Source organism: Azoarcus indigens, from assembly GCF_004361735.1.
Taxonomy (GTDB): domain Bacteria; phylum Pseudomonadota; class Gammaproteobacteria; order Burkholderiales; family Rhodocyclaceae; genus Azoarcus; species Azoarcus indigens.
On the sequence record NZ_SNVV01000038.1, the window covers coordinates 1 to 19,295 of the forward strand.

The following is a 19,295-nucleotide window of genomic DNA, read 5'->3' on the forward strand; positions in this document are numbered from 1 at the left end:
CCTCAATGTGCTTCGTTTCCAACGATGCCCTCCTTGCGAGCGAGGGGGGCAATTCCTCGTGTCGCTAGGGGGTCAATTTACGATGTCGCCTGACAGATGGCTGCCGGGCGCCAGGCTCATGTTTCAATCCACGCGTCCGCGAGGGGCGCGACGGCGCGCATCCCAGTACGGAGGGCCACCAGGAAAGTTTCAATCCACGCGCCCGCGAGGGGCGCGACGGCATGGCGCAAACCGGGGGTCAGTTGTCGATCTGGTTTCAATCCACGCGCCCGCGAGGGGCGCGACGCCGGTGGATTTGGTATCCGCCAAACTGACCGCGTTTCAATCCACGCGCCCGCGAGGGGCGCGACCACAGCGCTGCGCCGACGCGCGCGCCCTGGATGCCGTTTCAATCCACGCGCCCGCGAGGGGCGCGACTTGCGGCTCTCGTCGATGCGCTTGAGCTCCAACGTGTTTCAATCCACGCGCCCGCGAGGGGCGCGACTGGAGCTGCTCGACAGCTACGCCAAGCACGGCGAGTTTCAATCCACGCGCCCGCGAGGGGCGCGACCTGAAGGTGTTCTTCACCGGCCGCCCTTCGTGTGGGTTTCAATCCACGCGCCCGCGAGGGGCGCGACCCGCAGGCGGCCGCGCAACCGGACGCCGCACAAACCGTTTCAATCCACGCGCCCGCGAGGGGCGCGACCGGCTCCGTGCGGGAGATTTCCGCCTGGGCCGAAGTGTTTCAATCCACGCGCCCGCGAGGGGCGCGACTGCTTCACCGCGATGGCCGCAGTCCGTACAGCGATGTTTCAATCCACGCGCCCGCGAGGGGCGCGACTTGTTACCTGGATGAGCTTATCGGCGCACGGGTAAAGTTTCAATCCACGCGCCCGCGAGGGGCGCGACCCCACTGATTGCCTCCGCATTGAGGGCAATATGGGGTTTCAATCCACGCGCCCGCGAGGGGCGCGACTCCCGGTGGGCGAGACAAGCGAATCGTACGAGATAGTTTCAATCCACGCGCCCGCGAGGGGCGCGACGCGCCTTGACCAGCATTTCGCGCAGCGCCAACTCGGCGTTTCAATCCACGCGCCCGCGAGGGGCGCGACCCCCTTGGGATGAGTTAGGGCTTAGCCCGAAAACAAGTTTCAATCCACGCGCCCGCGAGGGGCGCGACGTACGTTGCCAGCACGGGCGCAGGAATTACGCCTTCGTTTCAATCCACGCGCCCGCGAGGGGCGCGACTCCTGCGCTCGGTGGATGGCGGCCAGACCTGGGCGGTTTCAATCCACGCGCCCGCGAGGGGCGCGACTCTTCAAGGACGACGGGGATTTCCTCGTTGCTCAGGTTTCAATCCACGCGCCCGCGAGGGGCGCGACGAGCGCCGAAATTGCCGTGGTGATGACGGCCGACGTTTCAATCCACGCGCCCGCGAGGGGCGCGACTTGCCTAATTCGGTATGCCATTGACGGATCATATTCCCGTTTCAATCCACGCGCCCGCGAGGGGCGCGACGGCCTCGCGCCCAGGGTACGGGTGCAACTGGCGGAGGTTTCAATCCACGCGCCCGCGAGGGGCGCGACCTTGCTCTCTGGATTTATGACCGCGCTCTCCAGGCTGTTTCAATCCACGCGCCCGCGAGGGGCGCGACGAGGACGGCGGGCGGGAGGCTGGACGGAGCGGCGGTTTCAATCCACGCGCCCGCGAGGGGCGCGACGGCGAGCCGGGCGACTCTGCTCGCCTTCGCTCAGGTTTCAATCCACGCGCCCGCGAGGGGCGCGACGCGATTGGGTGGGCTGGGCCTGCGCCCAGCAGGCGGTTTCAATCCACGCGCCCGCGAGGGGCGCGACATGATCACGGAAGGGCAGCAGCTTTCGCCCATCACGTTTCAATCCACGCGCCCGCGAGGGGCGCGACGTCCAGCGCCTGGCCGGCGCGGCGGCCCTGGTGGCGGTTTCAATCCACGCGCCCGCGAGGGGCGCGACGTGATGGTGGACGTCGAGCGGCTGCAGGACATCACCACCGTTTCAATCCACGCGCCCGCGAGGGGCGCGACGTCTGGCATTTGATCCTCAGCCCCGGTATAGATCTTGTTTCAATCCACGCGCCCGCGAGGGGCGCGACATACCGCGGAACGGTTTTGTGCCGCTCTATGGAGGTTTCAATCCACGCGCCCGCGAGGGGCGCGACGAGCACGCTCTACCGTCGGATTGCGGCCGAAAAAGTTTCAATCCACGCGCCCGCGAGGGGCGCGACGGGCCGGTCTGCAGGGGATGATAGAGGAAGGGCAGTTTCAATCCACGCGCCCGCGAGGGGCGCGACGAGCACGCGCCAGGTTGTGGAGATCCAGGTAATCGAGTTTCAATCCACGCGCCCGCGAGGGGCGCGACTCCGCTAAGCGCCATCGCGCCGGTGCCGGTCGTTTTGTTTCAATCCACGCGCCCGCGAGGGGCGCGACGCCACCAAGGTAACACCTTGCCAGGCAAGGGAAATATGCCCGGATTCCGCGAACCTGCACGGACAACCCCTGCAAGATGCCTATGAACTTGGCAAGATCCAGAAAATCTCTTCTACGTCAGCTGGATAGAAAAACGCGAACCTCCCGGACTTTTCCCGGCAGCTAGGGGTTCGCGGAGGCGGTCAGAAAACCAGTGGACCGTTCAGGTCGAGTGCGGCCTTGGCGCCGATGTGTTCGACCTTGGTTTTCCAGTTCTTGCCGAGGTAGTAGAAGCGCAGGCTGTCTTGCGCCGGGTCTATCAGTTCCATCAGCCGGTGCTTGAGCACCGTCCATTGCGCGGGGTCGACCTCGATCTCGAACACCGAGAACTGCACGCGCTGGCCGTAATCCCGGCAGGCCTTGGCGACACGGCGCAGGCGGCGCTCGCCGGCCGGTTCGCGGGTGCTTACGTCATAGCTCACCAGGACCATCATGGTGGCGGCTCACTTCCACAGGAAGGGTGGATAGGCTTCCAGGTCGCCGCGCAGGTGACGGGCGAGCAACTGGGCCTGGACGGCGGGGAACAGGCCGACGGCGAACTTCTCTTCGAGGAAGGCGTGGCGCATTTCCTCCCGCTTGCGCTCCTGGTAAGCGGTGAGCACCGTCTTGCGGGATTCTTCCTTGAGGGAGACTGCGCCGTTATCCAATTGCACGAAGTCGCGCTCACCAAGCTGGCGCCGATTGATCAGGGACAGCGCCAAGCGGTCGGCCATCACCGGGCGGAATTCCTCCAGCAGGTCGAGCGCGAGGCTGGGGCGGCCGGGGCGGTCGCGGTGCAGGAAGCCCACCGCCGGGTCCAGCCCCACGCTCTCCAGCGCGGAGCGGCAGTCGTGCGTCAGCAGGGTGTAGAGGAAGGAGAGCAAGGCATTCACCGCGTCCAGCGGCGGCCGCCGACTGCGGCCCTCGAAGCGCATGGCCGGCTCCGGTGCGCGGATGAGGTGATCGAACACGCCGAAGTAGGCCTGCGCCGCCTCGCCCTCCAGGCCGCGCAGCACGTCGAGTTCTTCTTCCAGCAGCAGGCGCGCGGAGATGCGCCGCAGGCGCTCCCGGGCATGTGCCAGGGCGGTCTGATCGGCCTCCGGCATGTCTTCACCGTGATCGCGTAGCGCGCGGCCGAGCACCGCACGCTGGTTATGGACCTTGCCAATCAGCACATTGCGGACGATGAGCGCGCAGCCGGCCGGCGCATCGGTACGGCGGTATTGCTCGCGCCGCAGCAGCACGTTGCCCGATACCGGCCCCTCCATGCGCGCCAGGAACTTGCCGTTGGGCGACAGGAAGCTGACGCAGATGCCTTGCTCGGCGCAGTAGCCGAGCAGCGGCGGCGACACCATCACCCGGCCCATGCACACCATGCTCTCCAGCATGTGGGCGGGCAGGCGGGCGCGCTCCGCACCCTCCACTTCCATGACGATGTTGGCGCCATCCTTCTTCAACCAGGCGCCTTCGGTGGTGACGTACAGGGTGTTGAGCTGGCGGCGCATGCCTCAGTCCTCGTTCTGCAATTGCCGTTTCAGCCAGGCCTCCACGCCGCCGGCTTTCGCCAGCAGGCGCGGCTGGCAAAGATCGAGCAGGGAACAGTTGTCGCAGCGCTTGGCGTCGTAGCTTGCCAACGGGGTGCGGCCGGCATGGAACATGGCGCGGGTGGCGCTTATCGCTTCCTGCGTCAGCGTGCGCAGCGCCTCGTCGAAGGCCACCACCTCGCGCCGCCGCGGCTGGCCGTAGAACAGGGCGCCCTCCGCCACCGCCACGCCGAACATCGCTTCCAGGCACAGGGCCTGGGCGCACAGCTGCACCTCGTCCGCCCGGTGGGTCTTGGGGCGGCCGCGCTTGTACTCGACCGGATACGGGCGCTCGCCCGGCGCTTCGGCGTGGAACTCCACCACGTCCGCCACGCCGTTGATGCCCAGCGCCGCGCTGGACAAGGGCATGGCGGTGACGGTGCGCACGCCGTGGCGGCGCTCCACCGCCGGAGTGTCGGCCTTGTCGTGCAGCAGGCGCCCTTCCGCCGTCTGCCGGTTCTCGGCCCACTGCTGCTCCAGGTGGATGAGCGCGCATTGGCGCGGGCAGTAGAGGTGGTGCTGGAGGGCGGAAAGGGGGATGAGCTCATCGTCCATCGTCATCCCCCCTCTTTCCTCAGAGGTACTCGCGCACGCTCACGCCCTGGGGCAGGGCTTCGGCGTCCACCTTGACGGTGTAGTCGGCAAAGCTGCGCGCCGGGCCATCCTCCTCCGGCTTGGCCCGCGTCACTTGCACGGTGTCGAACAGCCGATGCGCCGGCGCGTTGCCCATGGCGTTGTCGTGCTCGAACACGATGAGCTTGCGCGCGGCCATCTCGCCGCGCGCGGCGGAGCGGTCGTGCTCGAACATGTTGATGAGCGCCTGCCACAGCAGCTGCAGGTCATCGTCCGAAAAGCCGGTACGCTCGGCCAGCTTGGCGGAAACGAAGCCGTGCGCGCGATACAGGCCGTAGGGCAGGATGTGCTTGCGGCCCATGGTGCGGTTGTCGCCGCTCTGCTTTTCAGCCTCTTCGGCAGTGGTGACCGCCATGCGGGTGATGGAGATTTCCAGCGGCAGCACCGGCTCCACCGAGGTGGCGAAACCGAGCTGCACCGGGCCGCGCACCTGGCCGGCATTGACGCCGGTGGTCATCACCGCGCCGAAGGTGCGCACGTCGAAGAAGTTGGCGCACATCCAGCCGGTGATCTCGCGCGCCTTGGCTTCGTCCTTGGGCAGCTTCTTGTAGCCGTCCTTGGCGTCGGCCGGAATATCCAGCGCCTTCCAGGCCTTCTCGTGCTGGAAGTTGAGCACGGCCTTTTCCTGCATGTAGATGGCGTAGCCGGGGCCGCCGTCCTTGTCCAGCGTGACGAAGTTGCGGATCTTGCGCTTGAGCGCGACGTCGGTGACCAGACCGCGGTTGGTTTCCGGGTCCAGCCGCGGCAGGTTGCCGGCATCGGGGTCGCCGTTCGGATTGCCGTTGGTGACGTCGAACAGGTAGACGAATTCGTAGCGGTGGGCGATGGCCGTCATCAAATGGCTCCTTCGGTATCGGTATCGGTTTCGGTGTCTTCAGCGGCATCGCCGCTGGCGTCGCGCTTGGCGAAATGGATGTGGGACTGGTGGTAATAGCCGATGGCGAAGCGGCCCTGGTCCTCGATCTTCAGGCTGCGCGGAAACTGGTCCGGCAGGCCTTCGACGATGTCGCGGATTTCCTTTTCCAGGTTCACCGCCTGGCCGGGGCGCTCCTTGCGCAGCTTGCTCATGTGGTTCTGGGTGTTGCGCAGCAGCACCGGGAAGATGGCGGCCGGTGTCGCCGAGGCCGCGCCGTAGTAGCGGTCGCGGATGGTGGCGTTGACCTGGCCGCCCAGCGCGCAGCGCTGCACGAACTCCAGCACGGCGAACAGGCGCCCGAGCAGGTAGCCGGGCTGGGTGGATTGCTTGTCTAGACTCACAGGAATCTCCTCCTCTGAAGTACGGATGCCCCGGCGGAACTCGCGCGCCAGAACGCCTTTGCAGATCGCGGCACGCATGCCGGAAAGATTGCCGTCGCTGCGGATGCGCATCACGGTGTTGGCGAGCAGGCTGCGTGGGTACAGGCCACCGCTGAGGATGGCGCGCATGGTTTCGCCGATGAGGTTGTCGAAGGCATCGTCTGCCTTGGGCATTGCGCCCTCGCGGTTGGGCACCGTTGCCAGCAACAGGCGGTAGACCGTGGGCTCGATGCGCCAGGGCAGCGGTTCGACGCGCAAGTCCTGCGCATGCTCAGCCAGGCGCTTGGCGAATACCTCCAGCGTATCCACCTGCCAGTAGCGCACCGAAAGCCGCGAGGCGTTCGGCGCCAGCCCCAGTACGTACATGCGGGTGCCGGGCGCAAGGCCGGGGTCCAGCTCGGCCAGCGGTCTGCCCTTGCCCAGGCCATCCAGCACCGTGCGCAGCCGCTCGGCCTCGCTGTCGTCATCCGGGGGCATGAGCAGGCTGGAGAGGAAATCCTCCGCCGCCTGGGCGTCGGCCTCGCTGCCGGCGGCCTCCGCCCAGAACACCACCGAGGTATCGCCCACCTGCAGGCGCTGGCGGTTATCGGGACCGCGCCGCAGCAGGTGATTCAGCACCGAGGTGTAGGCGAAGGCGGCTTGCTCGGACACCGGCGCGTTGTCGCCCTGGTTCTTCCCATACGAGGTGAAGGCGTCCAGGTTGAAGGACACCAGCGAGGCGCCGGAGCTCTGCGCGCCGTTCACGCCCTTGATCGCCGGATGCAGGCGGGCGATGGGCGCGACCTCACCGTTCACCAGGCACATCGCACCCGCGGCCGCGGCGGGCGGGGTTCCTTCTGCGCCCTCCTCATCGCCCAGCAGCCGGGCACGCAAGGCCTTCGCCGCTTCGCGTTCATGCAGGTGGCGATGCTCGTTCCCCAGGCGGAACACCAGGTTGGCATCCCGCATTTCCTCGGGAAACAGCGGCGCCTGGAACTGCTCCGGCGACCAGTGCTGCAGAAAGGCCAGCAAGGCCTGCAGCCCTTCGTCCTGCGCGCCTGCCAGGGCCGTTTCATGCAGCGCCTTGAAGGCTTCATGCTCCTTGTCGGCACGCTTGCTGGTGGCGCTGACGCCCAGCACGTAGCTGGTCTTGTCCCACAGGAAATTGGATTTGATGCCGACCGTGCGTTTCTCCGGCTGAGGCACCTCCAGCACGCGGGGCTGTGGCTTCTTGCCGGTGGTGTCGCGGATGTCATTCACCGCCAGCACCGCGCCGTCCGCCGCCAGCACGATCTCGTAGCTGATCTTCTCCGGGCTGTAGCCGTAGGCGGCGATGCCGCCGGCGCCGCCCGCCGCCATGCGCTGGTAGTAGCGCACCAAGGCCTGCAGGATCATGCCTTCACCTCCGCGCCCTGCCAGGGCGGCACTTCGATCACGCCGTTCTTCATGCAAGCGCGGAAGAAGTGCGGCGTCATGCCATCGTCGAAGTCGATGTCGTGCAGCATCCAGCCGAGGTCTTTGTCCAGCTCCACGCCGGCTGCCGGCGCGGGTGGCAAGGCGCCCTCCTCCAGCAGCTCGAAGCTGGCGGGAAACTCACGCACGCCTAGGCAGGGTGCATGGAAGCACTGCCCCTTGCGCGCGCGGCGGTTGAAGATGTCCAGGTGCTTGCCCACCGAGTCGTCCGGCCCGGCACGGCCGGTGAGCTGGAAATGGGCTTCGATCAGGTAATGCACGTCGCGCAGCACGGTGGCCGCGCGCTGCTGTCGGTCCTCATCCACATAGGTGGCCAGGCCGGCGGTGCTGCCCGCCTTCATCGCCTTCGCCACGCTGGCCGGCGACAGCTTGCCGCCAACCTCGTTGCGCCGGATCGACTCGAAGCGGATCGGCTTCAGCACATGAATGCGGTCGATGTGCCAGCGTATCGCCGGCTTCCAGTGGATCGCTTCCAGGATGCCGCGTGCGGCCGACGGGGTGATCACGTCGTAACTCACGCGTTCCACCTTCATCTCTGGTCGCGTGAAGCAGGCTCGCTCGCCCCAGACAAGTAGCTTTACCCCAAAAGCCATTCCACCCCCTTTATGGTTTGAGTCACCCCTCAGAGAGGGGTGACTTGCTCCACTTGCACACACATAGAACTAACTAAGTTTCAATCCACATCCGCACCAGCCTCTCGATCAATCCGAGCAGCGCAACGCCAATGACCAACCAAGGCAGGACAGGCTGTCGACGCGGGATGACTCTCAGCTCGAACCTGATTAGCAATCCCGGTCGCGGCTCTTTCGGCTGTTTCACGACTTGGCTCCTGCCCTAATCGTGACCTAAGCATAGAACAGCTTTTTAGTGAGTTCAGACCAGATTTATGCAGGTTCCTAGCTTGCTCTTTTCTTATAAGCGCCTTTGCGAACACATCACCACAGCAGAGATTCGCTCCTCAAGAAAGCGGGATCATCCCAACTCAAACCAGAATCCTTGCTGTAAAGATCCATCACCGTCAGCGCCATGAATTGCTCCCCCCAACGCTCTGGCGCCACCGGCTGGATGGCGCCCGATTGGCGCAGGGCTTCAAAACCCTGACGCGGCAGTTGCACCAGGTAGGGCTGCAAACGGCGGGCGATGCCGCCGCTCTTCTCCACGTAGCGCAAGGCTTCCAGCGCGTCGCGGGCGGTGTCGTCGTAAGGCACGATCACCGGCATCTGCACCGAGTCGATCATGCGGAATTTCGCCGCCAGGGTTTCCAGCGGCAGGCTGTCGAGGCGGCTGCGCCGCAACAGGCCCAGCAGGTCGCCCCCATCCAGCGCGGACTCGCCCTTCTGCCAGTACAGCTCGCGGAAGTAGGTTTCGATGGCCGCCGGGCATAGCGGGTCGGCCGCATGGCTGCGCAATACGGTGGCCGCCGCCTGGGCGAATTGCTTGAGCTCCGGCGGCGGCGCCCAATCGGCGTTGGCGGTGGAGAAAACCAGGACTTCGCTGACGGCCGCGTCCCGCCGTCCTTCCCGGTTGCAGCGGCCGGCGGCCTGGGCGATGGAGTCCAGCCCGGCTTCGGCACGCAGCACCAGCGGGAAATCCACATCCACCCCGGCCTCGATCAGGCTGGTCGAGACGAGGCGGCAAGGCCGGCCCGACTTCAGGTCTTCCCGCGCCTCGGCCAGCACCTTGCTGCGATGGCTGGCGCACATCAGCGTCGTCAGGTGCCGCGCGCCGGGAAGATCGGCCATGTCCTGGAACACCGCGCGCGCATGGCGGCGGTTGTTCACGATGCACAGCACTTGTTCCTGCGTGCGCATATGGCCGGCCAGCGCCTCATCGTCCAGTTCGCCCACATGCCGCACACGCACGCGCTCCAGCTTGCGGAACAACTGCGGCGGCTCTGGCGCAAGTTCCCGCACGCGCTCGAACCCACCGACAAACTCCGGCGCCTTCAAGGCCGGCTGGGTGGCGGTGCACAGCACCACGCTGCTGCGGTAGTTGCGCGCCAACTCGTCGATGGCCGCCACCGCCGGGCGCAGCAGCTTCAGCGGCAGGGTCTGGGCTTCGTCCAGGATCACCACGCTGCCGGCGATGTTGTGCAGCTTGCGGCACTGGGACGGCCGCGCTGCGAACAGGCTCTCGAAGAACTGGACGGCGGTGGTGACGACGATGGGCGCGTCCCAGTTCTCCATCGCCAGCTTGAGCTTCTCCTGCGACTGGTAGCGCTCGGCGTCGTCACGCGTCGGCGGAGGTTGCACGAAGGCGCTGTGGTGCTCCAGCACCGCGCTTTCCCCAAGATCGCCGAGCGCGCGACGGAACACCGCGGCGTTCTGTTCGACGATGCTGGTGAAGGGGATGACGAAGATCACCCGCCGCAGGCCATGCCGGATGGCGTGGTCCAGCGCGAAGGCGAGCGAGGCCAGGGTCTTGCCGCCGCCAGTCGGCACCGTCAGCGAGAACATTCCCGGCTCGCAGGCAGCTTGTTCGCGCACATGTGCGAGGATGTCCGCCCTGATTCGATTGATGTCCGAGTCCGCGGAGAAGGCGGAGAGATAGTCGTCCAGCCGGTCCCGCAAGGCCGGCAGGGCGGGCGCGGCGAGCGCCCGCAGGGCTCCGCGCTCGCGCGGCTCGCCCTCACCGGCGGCCCGATCGTAGAAGGCTTCGGTATCCAGGTAATCGGCGTCGACCAGGCTGGAAAACAGCATGCGTGCGAGGAAAGCAGCCTGGAACATCGGCCCGCCGGCGCCACCTTGCTTGAAGGGCAGCGGGCCAAGATCGCGCGGCAGCGCGATTTCCTCCTGCCACTGGGGCAGCAGCGGCGGCAAACCCACGCCGCGCAGCCGATCCTTCAAGGAGGTGCGCTCGCCGCTTTCAAGGCCATTCGCCAGCCCGGCGTGATGGCCGGCGATGGCATAGGCAATCAGGTGCCCCAGCGGCCCATACCGCTCCACCGCCAGCATCGCACCACGGGTGGCGTGATCGACCCGAACCGCCTCGCCTGCTATCCGGCGCTGGAAATCGTCGGTGTACTTCCCCAGGTCGTGGAGCAAACCTGCAGGCGCAGCCAGGCCGGATGCATCGAAGACGGCGGCAAAGCCCGCCGCCAGGTCGGCAACACTGCGCAGATGCTCCGCCAGCAGCTGCCAGTCCGAACGATCCGGTGTCGCGGTCGAGTGCGCGTAGAAGCGCCCCCCTGGTCTCTTATCCGTCATCACGCCTCCAATCCTTCAGCATATGCTTTCAGGCTTGTTGCGGCCGTGACATCCCTCACGCCCCACTGCCGCCCTCCCTGTCGCCCCGCACAGGGGAGCAATACCGGCGATCCGGCAGCTTCATGCTGACGGCAAAGCCATTGCCGAGCCGGGAAACGCATTTCGAGAACGCACCAGCAAGCCCAGGAAAACCGGCCTTTCCATTCTTGTGCGCAGGCTCACCCGCAAGGGCATTCCACACAAGGCCATCCACCTGCATCAAGGGCGTGAAGAAATTGTCAGCCGCATGGCACTACACGAACGTACTATGACGGCCAGCCCATGCCGATAGGATGAACAGCACTTTCATTTCCCGCCAGCCACGGTTTTCCCTTGCCGCCACGCTCACCGCGGCACGGCCCGCGCCCCGCATCCGCTGCCGCGCGCATCGTCCTGGCCGTTAGCTTTGACTTCGCCCCTTATTCCAGTCGCCTGTAAAGGATCATCGTGACCCGCAAGCACCACCTCGCCCTCGCCTGCCTCGCCGCCTCCATCACCGTGCTCGCCGGCTGCGCGACCGAAAGCTCCCGCAGCATCGCCCCGCAGCAGACCGTCTCCGCCGCCCGGCCGTACAACGGCGCGCGCCAGCCGATCTCGGTGGGCAAGTTCGACAACCGCTCCAGCTTCATGCGCGGCGTATTCACCGATGGTGTGGACCGCCTCGGCAGCCAGGCCAAGACCATCCTGCTCACCCACCTGCAGCAGACCAACCGCTTCAACGTGCTCGACCGCGAGAACATGAGCGAGATCAAGCAGGAAGCCGAGATCGCCAGGACGCAGCAGACCCTGCGCGGCGCGCGCTATGTGGTCACCGGCGACGTCACCGAGTTCGGCCGCAAGGAAGTCGGCGACCGCCAGCTGTTCGGCATCCTCGGCCGCGGCAAGGAGCAGGTGGCCTATGCCAAGGTGGCGCTGAACGTGGTGGACGTGCAGACCTCTGAAGTCATCTACTCCGCGGTCGGCGCCGGCGAATATGCGCTTTCCAACCGCGAGATCATCGGCTTCGGCGGCACCGCCAGCTATGATTCCACCCTCAACGGCAAGGTGCTGGACCTCGCCATCCGCGAGGCGGTGGATGGGCTGGTGAAAGGCATCGAGAGCGGCGCCTGGCGCCCGGCCAACTGAGGATGCGCGCCATGCCACGCCTCCCCGCGCAGCGCACGCTGCTCGCCCTCCTCGCCACTTCCGCCCTGCTCGCCGGCTGCGCCACGCAGCGCTCGCTTTATCACTGGGGCAACTTCCCCGATCAGCAATACGCCTACCTCAAGGGCGACAAGGGGCCGGAAGAGGAAATCCAGGAGTTGGAGAAGATCCGCGAACAGGCCAAGGCCGCCGGCCAGGCCCTGCCGCCCGGCCTGCAGGCCCACTTGGGCATGCTCTACGGCGTCACCGGCCGCGCCGACCTCTTCGTCGCCAACCTCGAGGCGGAACGCCAGCAATTCCCCGAGAGTGGCCCCTATGTGGACTTCCTGCTGAAGAAGAAGACCCCGCAATGAGCAAGACCATGCCAACCAAGCCCTTCCGCCTGGCCGGCCTCGCCGCCCTGGCCTGCGCCACCCTCGCCCTCACCGGCTGCGCCACCAAGGCCTACAACTATGCCAACTTCAGGGAAGCCCGGCCGGCCTCCATCCTGGTGCTGCCGCCGGTCAACAGCTCGCCGGACGTCAACGCCACCTACAGCATGATGTCCCACACCACGCTGCCGCTGGCCGAGTCCGGCTATTACGTCTTCCCGGTCACCCTGGTGGAGGAAACCTTCAAGCAGAACGGCCTTACCTCGCCGCACGACATCCAGCAGGTTTCAGTGGCCAAGCTGCGGGAAATCTTCGGCGCCGATTCCGCGCTCTACATCGACGTGAAGCAGTACGGCACCACTTACGCCGTCATCTCCAGCGAAACCCGCGTCACCGCAGTCGCCAAACTGGTCGACCTGCGCTCCGGCAAAACGCTATGGGAAGGCGCCGCCACCGCCTCCAGCGCCGAGGGCAACAACAACTCCGGCGGCGGCCTGATCGGCATGCTGGTCATGGCAGCGGTCAAGCAGATCATGGAGACCGTCAGCGAACAAGGCCACCTCATCGCAGGGCGCACCAGCGGACGATTGCTCATGGCGGGCCAGCCGAACGGGATTCTGTACGGGCCGCGGTCGCCGTTTTACTTGAAGGATGGGGTTCCGGGGAAGTAATACAGTTGCTTCAACCTGAGCCTCGAAGTCGAGGCTCAGGCCTCGTGGTTCGCGGGGCCAAAACCAAAGGATTTACTTGAGCTCGGCGCTCTGGAGTTTTCCGTCGGGGGCAAAACGGTAATTCACTACGTGCTCGCATTCGGCGCAGTTCCCCCCCGCCCAATACGTCACCGAAACGATACCGTCTCCGCCACAGGCGATATTCTCTGTTCTGCCCGCAGCCCATACGCGTATACGGAAATCATCTCCAGCAGGCAACAGTGATGGAACCGAAGGCAACTCCTGCCATGCCCCATCCTGATCCAGGTAATAAGCATGTTCTCCTGCGTAAGGCATCTCGCCAAGACAACCTTCGTATATATCGGGATTGAGCTCTCCCTTGAGCATCAGCGTCGTGGCCATGCAATTTCTGGAAAGCTCATAGCGGGTGGGAACGATCGTTTCACCTTTCTTCGGGCATATGTCCGCATAGGCAAAGTTTGCCAATAGAAGGGGGCTCAGAATCAATAGGCAGAGCATCATCCTGAAGAATTCGCGGATATCGATAAACCGCCAGCCACCAGGACGAAAGGCCGTGGAATAAAACACGTCAGCGCGGCTTTTCGGCCCACAGCACCAGGGCCTCAAGCTCGCCGAACATTGGCGCACTAGCCGTGATGTCATAAGCGCCTCCATCAATCAGGGAAATCATTCGCTGGCACACCTCTTCTTTGCCACCATTGGCATATAGGGAATTGACGCTGCCCTCCGCCTGCGCGCGCGCAAATGCCAACCCCTGCATCACCGCTTTCTTTGCGTCCTAGCTCGTTCTCCCCGCCTCTTGCAGCCTTGCCTGAACATACCCGGCAGCGGCTTCGACATACTTGCGGTTACGCTGCTGCCAGCTACCGACAAACTCCTGCGCGCTTTCTTGCCTTCCAAGCAAGGAAAGGCAGTCCCTTCCAAGCCGGCCAACGGTGAACTGCATGGAGCCAATAAGGCCAACCGCTGCGTCTCTCGACTCCGAAGCCACGCTTTCGAGCTGCTGGGCGCCAGCCTGAAAGGACATTCCAAGCGCGCAAATCCAGACAGGCAGAAACAACTTTCTGCAGGTTCTACGAATCATGTCAAACCAACCCTATCAACTGATTTCTTGATTCAGAAAGCACGGGGCCATCTGATATTTCCCAGCGCAGATGATAATTCCAAAGTATTAGGAAATGTCGAATGGGAAAAACAAATTACTGAAATCGCATTTTTCATTCAGCGCCGTCCATGTCACCGCTCAATTCACCAGTGCGGTCAATTCCATCCATTGCCTCAATCCACCACTCGGCCGACAATTGCCCGGTAACAAGACAGGCCAAGATGATGCCCCCCGCCCCCTGGCGCCTCCCCGCCCTCTCCCCGCGCTTCCTCCCCGTCTGGCGGCGCAATTTCCTTGTCTGGCGCAAGCTCGCGCTGCCTTCCATCCTGGGCAATCTGGCGGATCCGGTGATCTACCTGTTCGGGCTGGGCTTCGGCATCGGCATGCTGGTGCCGGAGGTGGGCGGGGTGTCGTACATCACCTTCCTGGCGGCGGGGATGGTGTGCTACTCGACGATGAACGCGGCAACTTTCGAGGTGTTGTATTCCAGCTTCTCGCGCATGCATGTGCAGCGCACCTGGGATGCGATCCTGAACGCGCCGGTGGCGCTGGACGACGTGGTGTTCGCCGAGCTGGTGTGGGCGGCGTCCAAGGCGCTGTTGTCGGGCGCGGCCATCCTGCTGGTGGTGACGCTGTTCGGCTTCGTCGAGCCGCGCTACGTGCTGTGGGTGCTGCCGCTGATCTTCCTCGTCGGCCTGGTGTTCGGCGCGCTGGGGCTGGTTGTGACGGCGCTGGCGCCAAGCTACGACTTCTTCATGTACTACTTCACGCTGTTCATCACGCCGATGATGCTGGTCTCCGGCGTGTTCTTTCCGGCGGAGCAGTTGCCGGAGGCGCTGCGCGCGGTGACCGGGCTGCTGCCGCTGTCGCACGCGGTGCAGATCGGCCGGCCACTGCTGCTGGGGCAGATTCCGCAGGACGCGGGCCTGCACCTGGGCGCGCTGGCGGCCTACGGCGCGGTGGCCTTCTGGCTGGCGCTGGCGCTGATGCGGCGGCGGCTGCTGAAGTAGGCGATGTCCATCTTCGACATCCTGGCCGAGCAGCGCATCGCCGACGCCCAGCGCCGTGGCGAGCTCGACAATCTGCCCGACGCCGGCAAGCCGCTGGTGTTCGACGACGATCCGCTGGTGGATGGCGAAACCCGCACTTTCAACCGCATCCTGAAGAACGCCGGCTTCACCCCCACCGAGGTCGGCCTGCGCCGTGAGCTGGCGGCGCTGCGAGCCGAGCTGGCGGCCGGCGCGGGCGGCCCGCAGCGCGAGGAAATGCGCCGCCGCATCGCCGAGCTCTTGATCCAGCTCATGGAAAGCCCTCGCCGCTGAAACAAACCACCGCCGCGGGCACGGCGGCCGCGCGGCTTTGCGGTAACCTCGGCCGGAATGCATAGGCTTGGGAAGGCGATGGAGATACTGGCGGCGGACATCGGCGGCTCGCGTGCGCGGCTGCTGATCGGCGATTACCGCGACGGCCGCTGGACCGAGCGGCGGCGAACGATCTACCCCAGCGGCGATTTCGCCGACCTGGACAGCCTGCTGCTCGCCTTCCTGCAGCCGGGCGACGCGCCCCAGGCGGCCTGCCTCGCCCTCGCCGGCCCACTGGAAAACGGCCGGCTGCGGATGACCAACCTGCCGTGGACGGTGGACGCCGCCGACCTCGCCGCCCGCTTCAAACTGCGCCGGCTGCGCCTGATCAACGACTTCGCCGCCCAGGCGCTGGGCCTGCCCGACCTGCCGGCGAGCAGCCTGTGCACGCTGCAGGCCGGCCGCCCGCAGGCGGACGCGCCGCGCCTGCTGATCGGCGCCGGCACCGGCCTGGGCGTGGCCCAGCTGGTGGGCGACAGCGCGCTGCAGAGCGAAGGCGGCCACGCCGGCTTCGCTCCCGCCGACGCCGAGCAGGACGCGCTGCTGCAACACCTGCGCGCCAGCGGCGAGGGCTGCAGCCTGGAAACCCTGCTCTCCGGCCGCGGCCTGGCGCGGCTCCACCGCTACGCCGGCGGCCGTGCGACGCTGGACGCCCCCGCCATCGGCAGCGCCGCGCTGGCGGGCGAGCCGGCCGCCGCCGCCGCGGCAGCGCTGTTCGCCCGCATCTACGCCGCCACCGCCGGCAACCTGGCGCTCACCACGCTGGCCCACGGCGGCGTCTATCTGTGCGGCGGCATCGCCCCGCGCCTGCTGCCCTTCCTGCAGGCGCCAGCGGTGTTGCAGGCCTTCCGCGACAAGCCGCCCATGCAGGCGCTGCTGGGGGAGATTCCACTGCATGTGGTGACGGATGACCTGCTCGGCCTCTACGGCGCCGCCCGCGGCGCGGCCCAGCTCGCCGCCGAATGCCTGGCCGGGGATGCCCATGGCTGAAGCCGGCGACAGGGGAACGCCCCGCCCGCCGCGCGCGCCCTGGCGCTTCCTGCGTCTCACCGCCGGCTACTGGAACGGCCCGCGGCGCTGGCCGGTGCGCGGCGCCATCCTGCTGCTGGTGCTGCTCACGCTGGCGCAGGTGGCGCTGGCGATCTGGATCAGCTACTGGAACCGGGACCTGTTCGACGCGCTGGAGAACCGCAGCGGCGGCGCGCTGTGGCGGCTGGCGGGCAGCTTCGGCCTCATCTTCCTGCTCACGGTGGCGGTCACCGCGCTGCACCTGGAGGTGAAGCGCTGGCTGCAGCTGGACTGGCGGCGCTGGCTCACCGAACTGCTGGTGGGGCAGTGGATGGACCACGCCCGCCACTACCGCCTGCAGTTCGCCCCCGGCGACCACGACAACCCGGACGCCCGCATCGCCGAGGACGTGCGCATCGCCACCGAATCCGCCGTGGGCCTGTTCCACTCCCTGCTCTACTCGGTGCTCATCCTCGGCAGCTTCGTGGACATCCTGCTGGCCGTCTCCGGCAGCCTCCAGCTGCCGGGCAGCGGGGTGAGCATTCCCAGCTACATGGTGCTGGCCGCCTTCCTCTATGCCGGCGCCGGCGCGCTGCTGGGGCTGGTGCTGGGGCGGCCCCTGGTGCACAGCACCAACCGCCTGCAGAGCGTGGAGGCCAACCTGCGCTATGGCCTCGCCCGCGCCCGCGAGCATGCGGAATCGGTGGTGCTGATGCATGGCGAGGCGCACGAGCGGGAGAACGCCGCCCGCCTGTTCGCCGACGTCGGCCGCGGCTGGAACCGGCAAACGCTGGCCTACCTCGGTATCGTCTCCTTCTCCACCGGCTACGGCACCCTGCTGCCGGTGTTGCCCATCCTGATCGCGGCGCCGCAGTACATTGCCGGCACCATGACGCTGGGCCTGCTGATGCAGGCGGCGCAGGCCTTCCAGCGCCTGAGCTCGGCGCTGTCCTGGCCGATAGACAACCTGGGCGAGCTGGCGCGCTGCCGCGCCTCGGTGGACCGCATCGTGTCGCTGCACGAGGACATGCAGGCGATGGCGCGGCACGACCGCGGCGAGGAATGCAGCGAGGAGGTCTGCCTCTACCACGCCGCGCATGCCGACCTGGACATCCGCCAGCTGCGCCTCCTCGCCCCCACCGGGCAACTGCTGCTGGAGGGGCTGGACCTGCATGTGCGGCGCGGCGAACGGGTGCTGATCACCGGCGATCCGGCGGTCACCATCGCGCTGTTCAAGGCGGTGGCCGGGCTGTGGCCCTGGGGCGGCGGCGAGATCGTGCTGCCGCGCGACCAGGACATGATGTTCGTGCCGCAGCGCCCCTACCTGCCCGCCGGCAGCCTGCGCGCGCTGCTCGCCTATCCGCAGGATGCGGCGCGCTACGACGACGCCGGCCTGCTGCGGGCGCTGGAATGCGCCGGCATCGCCTGGCTGGCGCCACGGCTGGACGACAGCGACGACTGGTCCCACGCCCTGCCGCTGCGCGCCCAGCAGCGCCTGGGCATCGCCCGGGTGTTCCTGCAGCAGCCGGCGTGGATCTTCATCGAGGAGGCCACCGACGCCTTCGAACTGAAGGAGGAGCAATCCACCATGGAAATGCTGCACCACGAACTGCCGGACGCCACGCTGCTGCACATCTGCCTGCACAACGGCCTGGAGCATTTCTACGACCGCCGGCTGGACCTCCAGCGCCACGGCGACCGCCGCGCCCATCCGCGGCACGAGGGCGCGGCGAGCACCGCCGCGCCCGGCTCCGCCGCCACGCTACCGGAAGCTTGAGGGCAGCCAGCCGCGCGCCACGCAGTCGCGGAAACTCCAGGCCGGCGTGGTCTCGGTCTTGTAGCTCCAGAAGAACCAGCCCAGGTACTTCTCGAAGCTCAGCAACTGGGCGGCGGCGTAGCCACGGTTGGCGACGTGCTGCTGGAAGTCGTCCATGTGCTCCAGCGCATGGTTGTACGGCCCTTCCGCCCACAGCGAGACCACCTTCAGGTCCAGCCCCAGGCTCCATTCGCCGCAGATCGCCGGCAGGCCCAGTTCGGCGTTGATCGCATCCGCCTCGCCGCGCCAGTCGCCCGCGGCCTTGTGCAGGTGGGCGTAGATGTCGCTGTCGATGTCGGCGCGGTCGAAGCACTGGTAGCGGTGCAGGTCGAACACCACGTTGCGGAATTCCGGCGCCTGCATGAAGCCAAGGTATTCGCGGTAGGAGCGGAAGCCGTCGTGGAACACCACCGCCACCTTTTCCGCTGGGCAGTGGCGGCGAATGCGCTCATAGGCGGCGAGGTTGTAGGCCTTGAGGTAGTCGGTGGGGATGTCCCAGCGCGGCTCGTTGAGCACCTCGATGGCGGCCAGGGCCGGCGCCGCGCGGTAGCGCCCGGCCAGGCGCTCCAGCACGGCCAGCGAGTGCTCCCGGTACTCGGCCTTGGTGTGCCATTCGCACACGTCCTTGATGCCGCCGTTGTCGAAGCCGTTCTGGCAGCCGGGCGCTGCGTGCAGGTCCAGCATCACCTTCAGGCCGAACTCCGCCGCCCAGTCCATCGCCCGGTCCAGCACCTCGATGCCGCCGGTGACGAAGGGGTGGCGCGCCGTGCCATAGCTGGGGTGGTAGGGATAATCCGGGCCGAAGATCCAGTGGCCCACCGGAATGCGCACCGCGTTGAGGCCGCGCTCGGCGATCCAAGCGAAATCGTCGCGGGTGACGAAGCTGTTCCAGTGCCGGCGCAGGCGCTCCGGCGCGGCGGCGCCCAGCTCGGCGCACCAGGTGGTTTCGTCGGTGGCCTGGGTGCCTTCGAACAGGCTGGGCACCATCCATTTTTCCAGCAGCAGCCAACTTCCCAGATTCACGCCGCGCAGCTTGTTCACATGGGTTTCCATGGTTGTTCTCCTTATCGGCCATGTGCTGACAGCATACGCCTTCCGTCACATGCCGGCGGCGGCAGGCGGCCGCTCCAGC

17 protein-coding genes and 1 CRISPR repeat array are annotated in these 19,295 nt (G+C 66.6%); of the genes, 7 read left to right on the top strand and 10 right to left on the bottom strand.

Going from position 1 to position 19,295, the window contains the following annotated elements:
* Positions 1-120 precede the first annotated feature (120 nt).
* Positions 121-2,440: direct repeats of the CRISPR family, unit length 32 nt; unit sequence GTTTCAATCCACGCGCCCGCGAGGGGCGCGAC.
* Between the two features lie 182 nt (positions 2,441-2,622).
* From cas2 to cas3, 7 genes are all read right to left on the bottom strand, one after another.
* A complete protein-coding gene (cas2, locus tag C7389_RS23765; protein WP_133595153.1) occupies positions 2,623-2,913 on the bottom strand; it encodes a CRISPR-associated endonuclease Cas2 in 291 nt (96 codons plus the stop codon).
* Between the two features lie 9 nt (positions 2,914-2,922).
* Positions 2,923-3,963: a type I-C CRISPR-associated endonuclease Cas1c gene (gene cas1c / locus C7389_RS23770; protein ID WP_133595154.1), complete on the bottom strand. Its 1,041-nt coding sequence runs from the start codon at positions 3,961-3,963 to the stop codon at positions 2,923-2,925.
* Between the two features lie 3 nt (positions 3,964-3,966).
* A complete protein-coding gene (cas4, locus tag C7389_RS23775) occupies positions 3,967-4,602 on the bottom strand; it encodes a CRISPR-associated protein Cas4 (protein ID WP_133595155.1) in 636 nt (211 codons plus the stop codon).
* Positions 4,603-4,615: 13 nt separating this feature from the next.
* Complete coding sequence (cas7c, locus tag C7389_RS23780) at positions 4,616-5,509, bottom strand: type I-C CRISPR-associated protein Cas7/Csd2 (RefSeq protein ID WP_133595156.1); 894 nt, start codon at positions 5,507-5,509, stop codon at positions 4,616-4,618.
* Positions 5,509-7,344 (bottom strand): type I-C CRISPR-associated protein Cas8c/Csd1, encoded by a 1,836-nt coding sequence (gene cas8c, locus C7389_RS23785; protein ID WP_133595157.1) that lies wholly within the window; start codon positions 7,342-7,344, stop codon positions 5,509-5,511. The genes cas7c and cas8c overlap by 1 nt, the downstream gene beginning before the upstream one ends.
* Complete coding sequence (cas5c, locus tag C7389_RS23790) at positions 7,341-8,015, bottom strand: type I-C CRISPR-associated protein Cas5c (RefSeq protein ID WP_133595158.1); 675 nt, start codon at positions 8,013-8,015, stop codon at positions 7,341-7,343. Before cas5c ends, cas8c begins: the two co-directional genes overlap by 4 nt.
* 342 nt (positions 8,016-8,357) lie before the next feature.
* Complete coding sequence (gene cas3, locus C7389_RS23795) at positions 8,358-10,628, bottom strand: CRISPR-associated helicase Cas3' (RefSeq protein WP_133595159.1); 2,271 nt, start codon at positions 10,626-10,628, stop codon at positions 8,358-8,360.
* Between the two features lie 486 nt (positions 10,629-11,114).
* On the opposite strand from cas3, the gene C7389_RS23800 reads away from it, so the two are divergent.
* Genes C7389_RS23800 through C7389_RS23810 form a run of 3 tightly spaced genes read left to right on the top strand, consistent with a single transcriptional unit; the run spans position 11,115 to position 12,852 of the window.
* On the top strand, positions 11,115-11,792 hold the full coding sequence (locus C7389_RS23800) for a CsgG/HfaB family protein (protein ID WP_246034954.1): 678 nt from the start codon (positions 11,115-11,117) through the stop codon (positions 11,790-11,792).
* Positions 11,793-11,803: 11 nt separating this feature from the next.
* A complete protein-coding gene (locus C7389_RS23805; protein WP_133595161.1) occupies positions 11,804-12,163 on the top strand; it encodes a DUF4810 domain-containing protein in 360 nt (119 codons plus the stop codon).
* On the top strand, positions 12,160-12,852 hold the full coding sequence (locus C7389_RS23810; RefSeq protein WP_211168599.1) for a DUF799 domain-containing protein: 693 nt from the start codon (positions 12,160-12,162) through the stop codon (positions 12,850-12,852). Before C7389_RS23805 ends, C7389_RS23810 begins: the two co-directional genes overlap by 4 nt.
* Positions 12,853-12,924: 72 nt before the next feature.
* Here the strand turns inward: C7389_RS23810 and C7389_RS23815 are convergent, their stop codons facing one another.
* Both C7389_RS23815 and C7389_RS23820 read right to left on the bottom strand, forming a co-directional pair.
* Positions 12,925-13,440: a hypothetical protein gene (locus tag C7389_RS23815; RefSeq protein WP_133595162.1), complete on the bottom strand. Its 516-nt coding sequence runs from the start codon at positions 13,438-13,440 to the stop codon at positions 12,925-12,927.
* Between the two features lies 1 nt (position 13,441).
* Entirely contained in the window at positions 13,442-13,633 is a 192-nt protein-coding gene (locus C7389_RS23820; protein ID WP_133595163.1) for a hypothetical protein, read from the bottom strand.
* 569 nt (positions 13,634-14,202) lie between these two features.
* Between C7389_RS23820 and C7389_RS23825 the strand changes: the two genes are divergently transcribed.
* The 4 genes from C7389_RS23825 to C7389_RS23840 all read left to right on the top strand — a co-directional run bounded on the left by C7389_RS23825 (position 14,203) and on the right by C7389_RS23840 (position 18,124).
* A complete protein-coding gene (locus tag C7389_RS23825; RefSeq protein WP_211342533.1) occupies positions 14,203-14,988 on the top strand; it encodes an ABC transporter permease in 786 nt (261 codons plus the stop codon).
* Between the two features lie 3 nt (positions 14,989-14,991).
* Positions 14,992-15,300 (top strand): DnaJ family domain-containing protein, encoded by a 309-nt coding sequence (locus C7389_RS23830; protein WP_133595165.1) that lies wholly within the window; start codon positions 14,992-14,994, stop codon positions 15,298-15,300.
* Positions 15,301-15,378: 78 nt separating this feature from the next.
* Positions 15,379-16,329, top strand: coding sequence for a glucokinase (locus tag C7389_RS23835; protein WP_162851829.1), 951 nt, complete (start codon positions 15,379-15,381; stop codon positions 16,327-16,329).
* Positions 16,322-18,124 (top strand): ABC transporter ATP-binding protein/permease, encoded by a 1,803-nt coding sequence (locus tag C7389_RS23840; protein WP_211168583.1) that lies wholly within the window; start codon positions 16,322-16,324, stop codon positions 18,122-18,124. The genes C7389_RS23835 and C7389_RS23840 overlap by 8 nt, the downstream gene beginning before the upstream one ends.
* Here the strand turns inward: C7389_RS23840 and C7389_RS23845 are convergent.
* The gene (locus tag C7389_RS23845; protein WP_133595168.1) at positions 18,110-19,216 is read right to left on the bottom strand and encodes a glycoside hydrolase family 5 protein; all 1,107 of its coding nucleotides are present in this window, start codon (positions 19,214-19,216) and stop codon (positions 18,110-18,112) included. The genes C7389_RS23840 and C7389_RS23845 overlap by 15 nt on opposite strands.
* Positions 19,217-19,295: the final 79 nt, after the last annotated feature.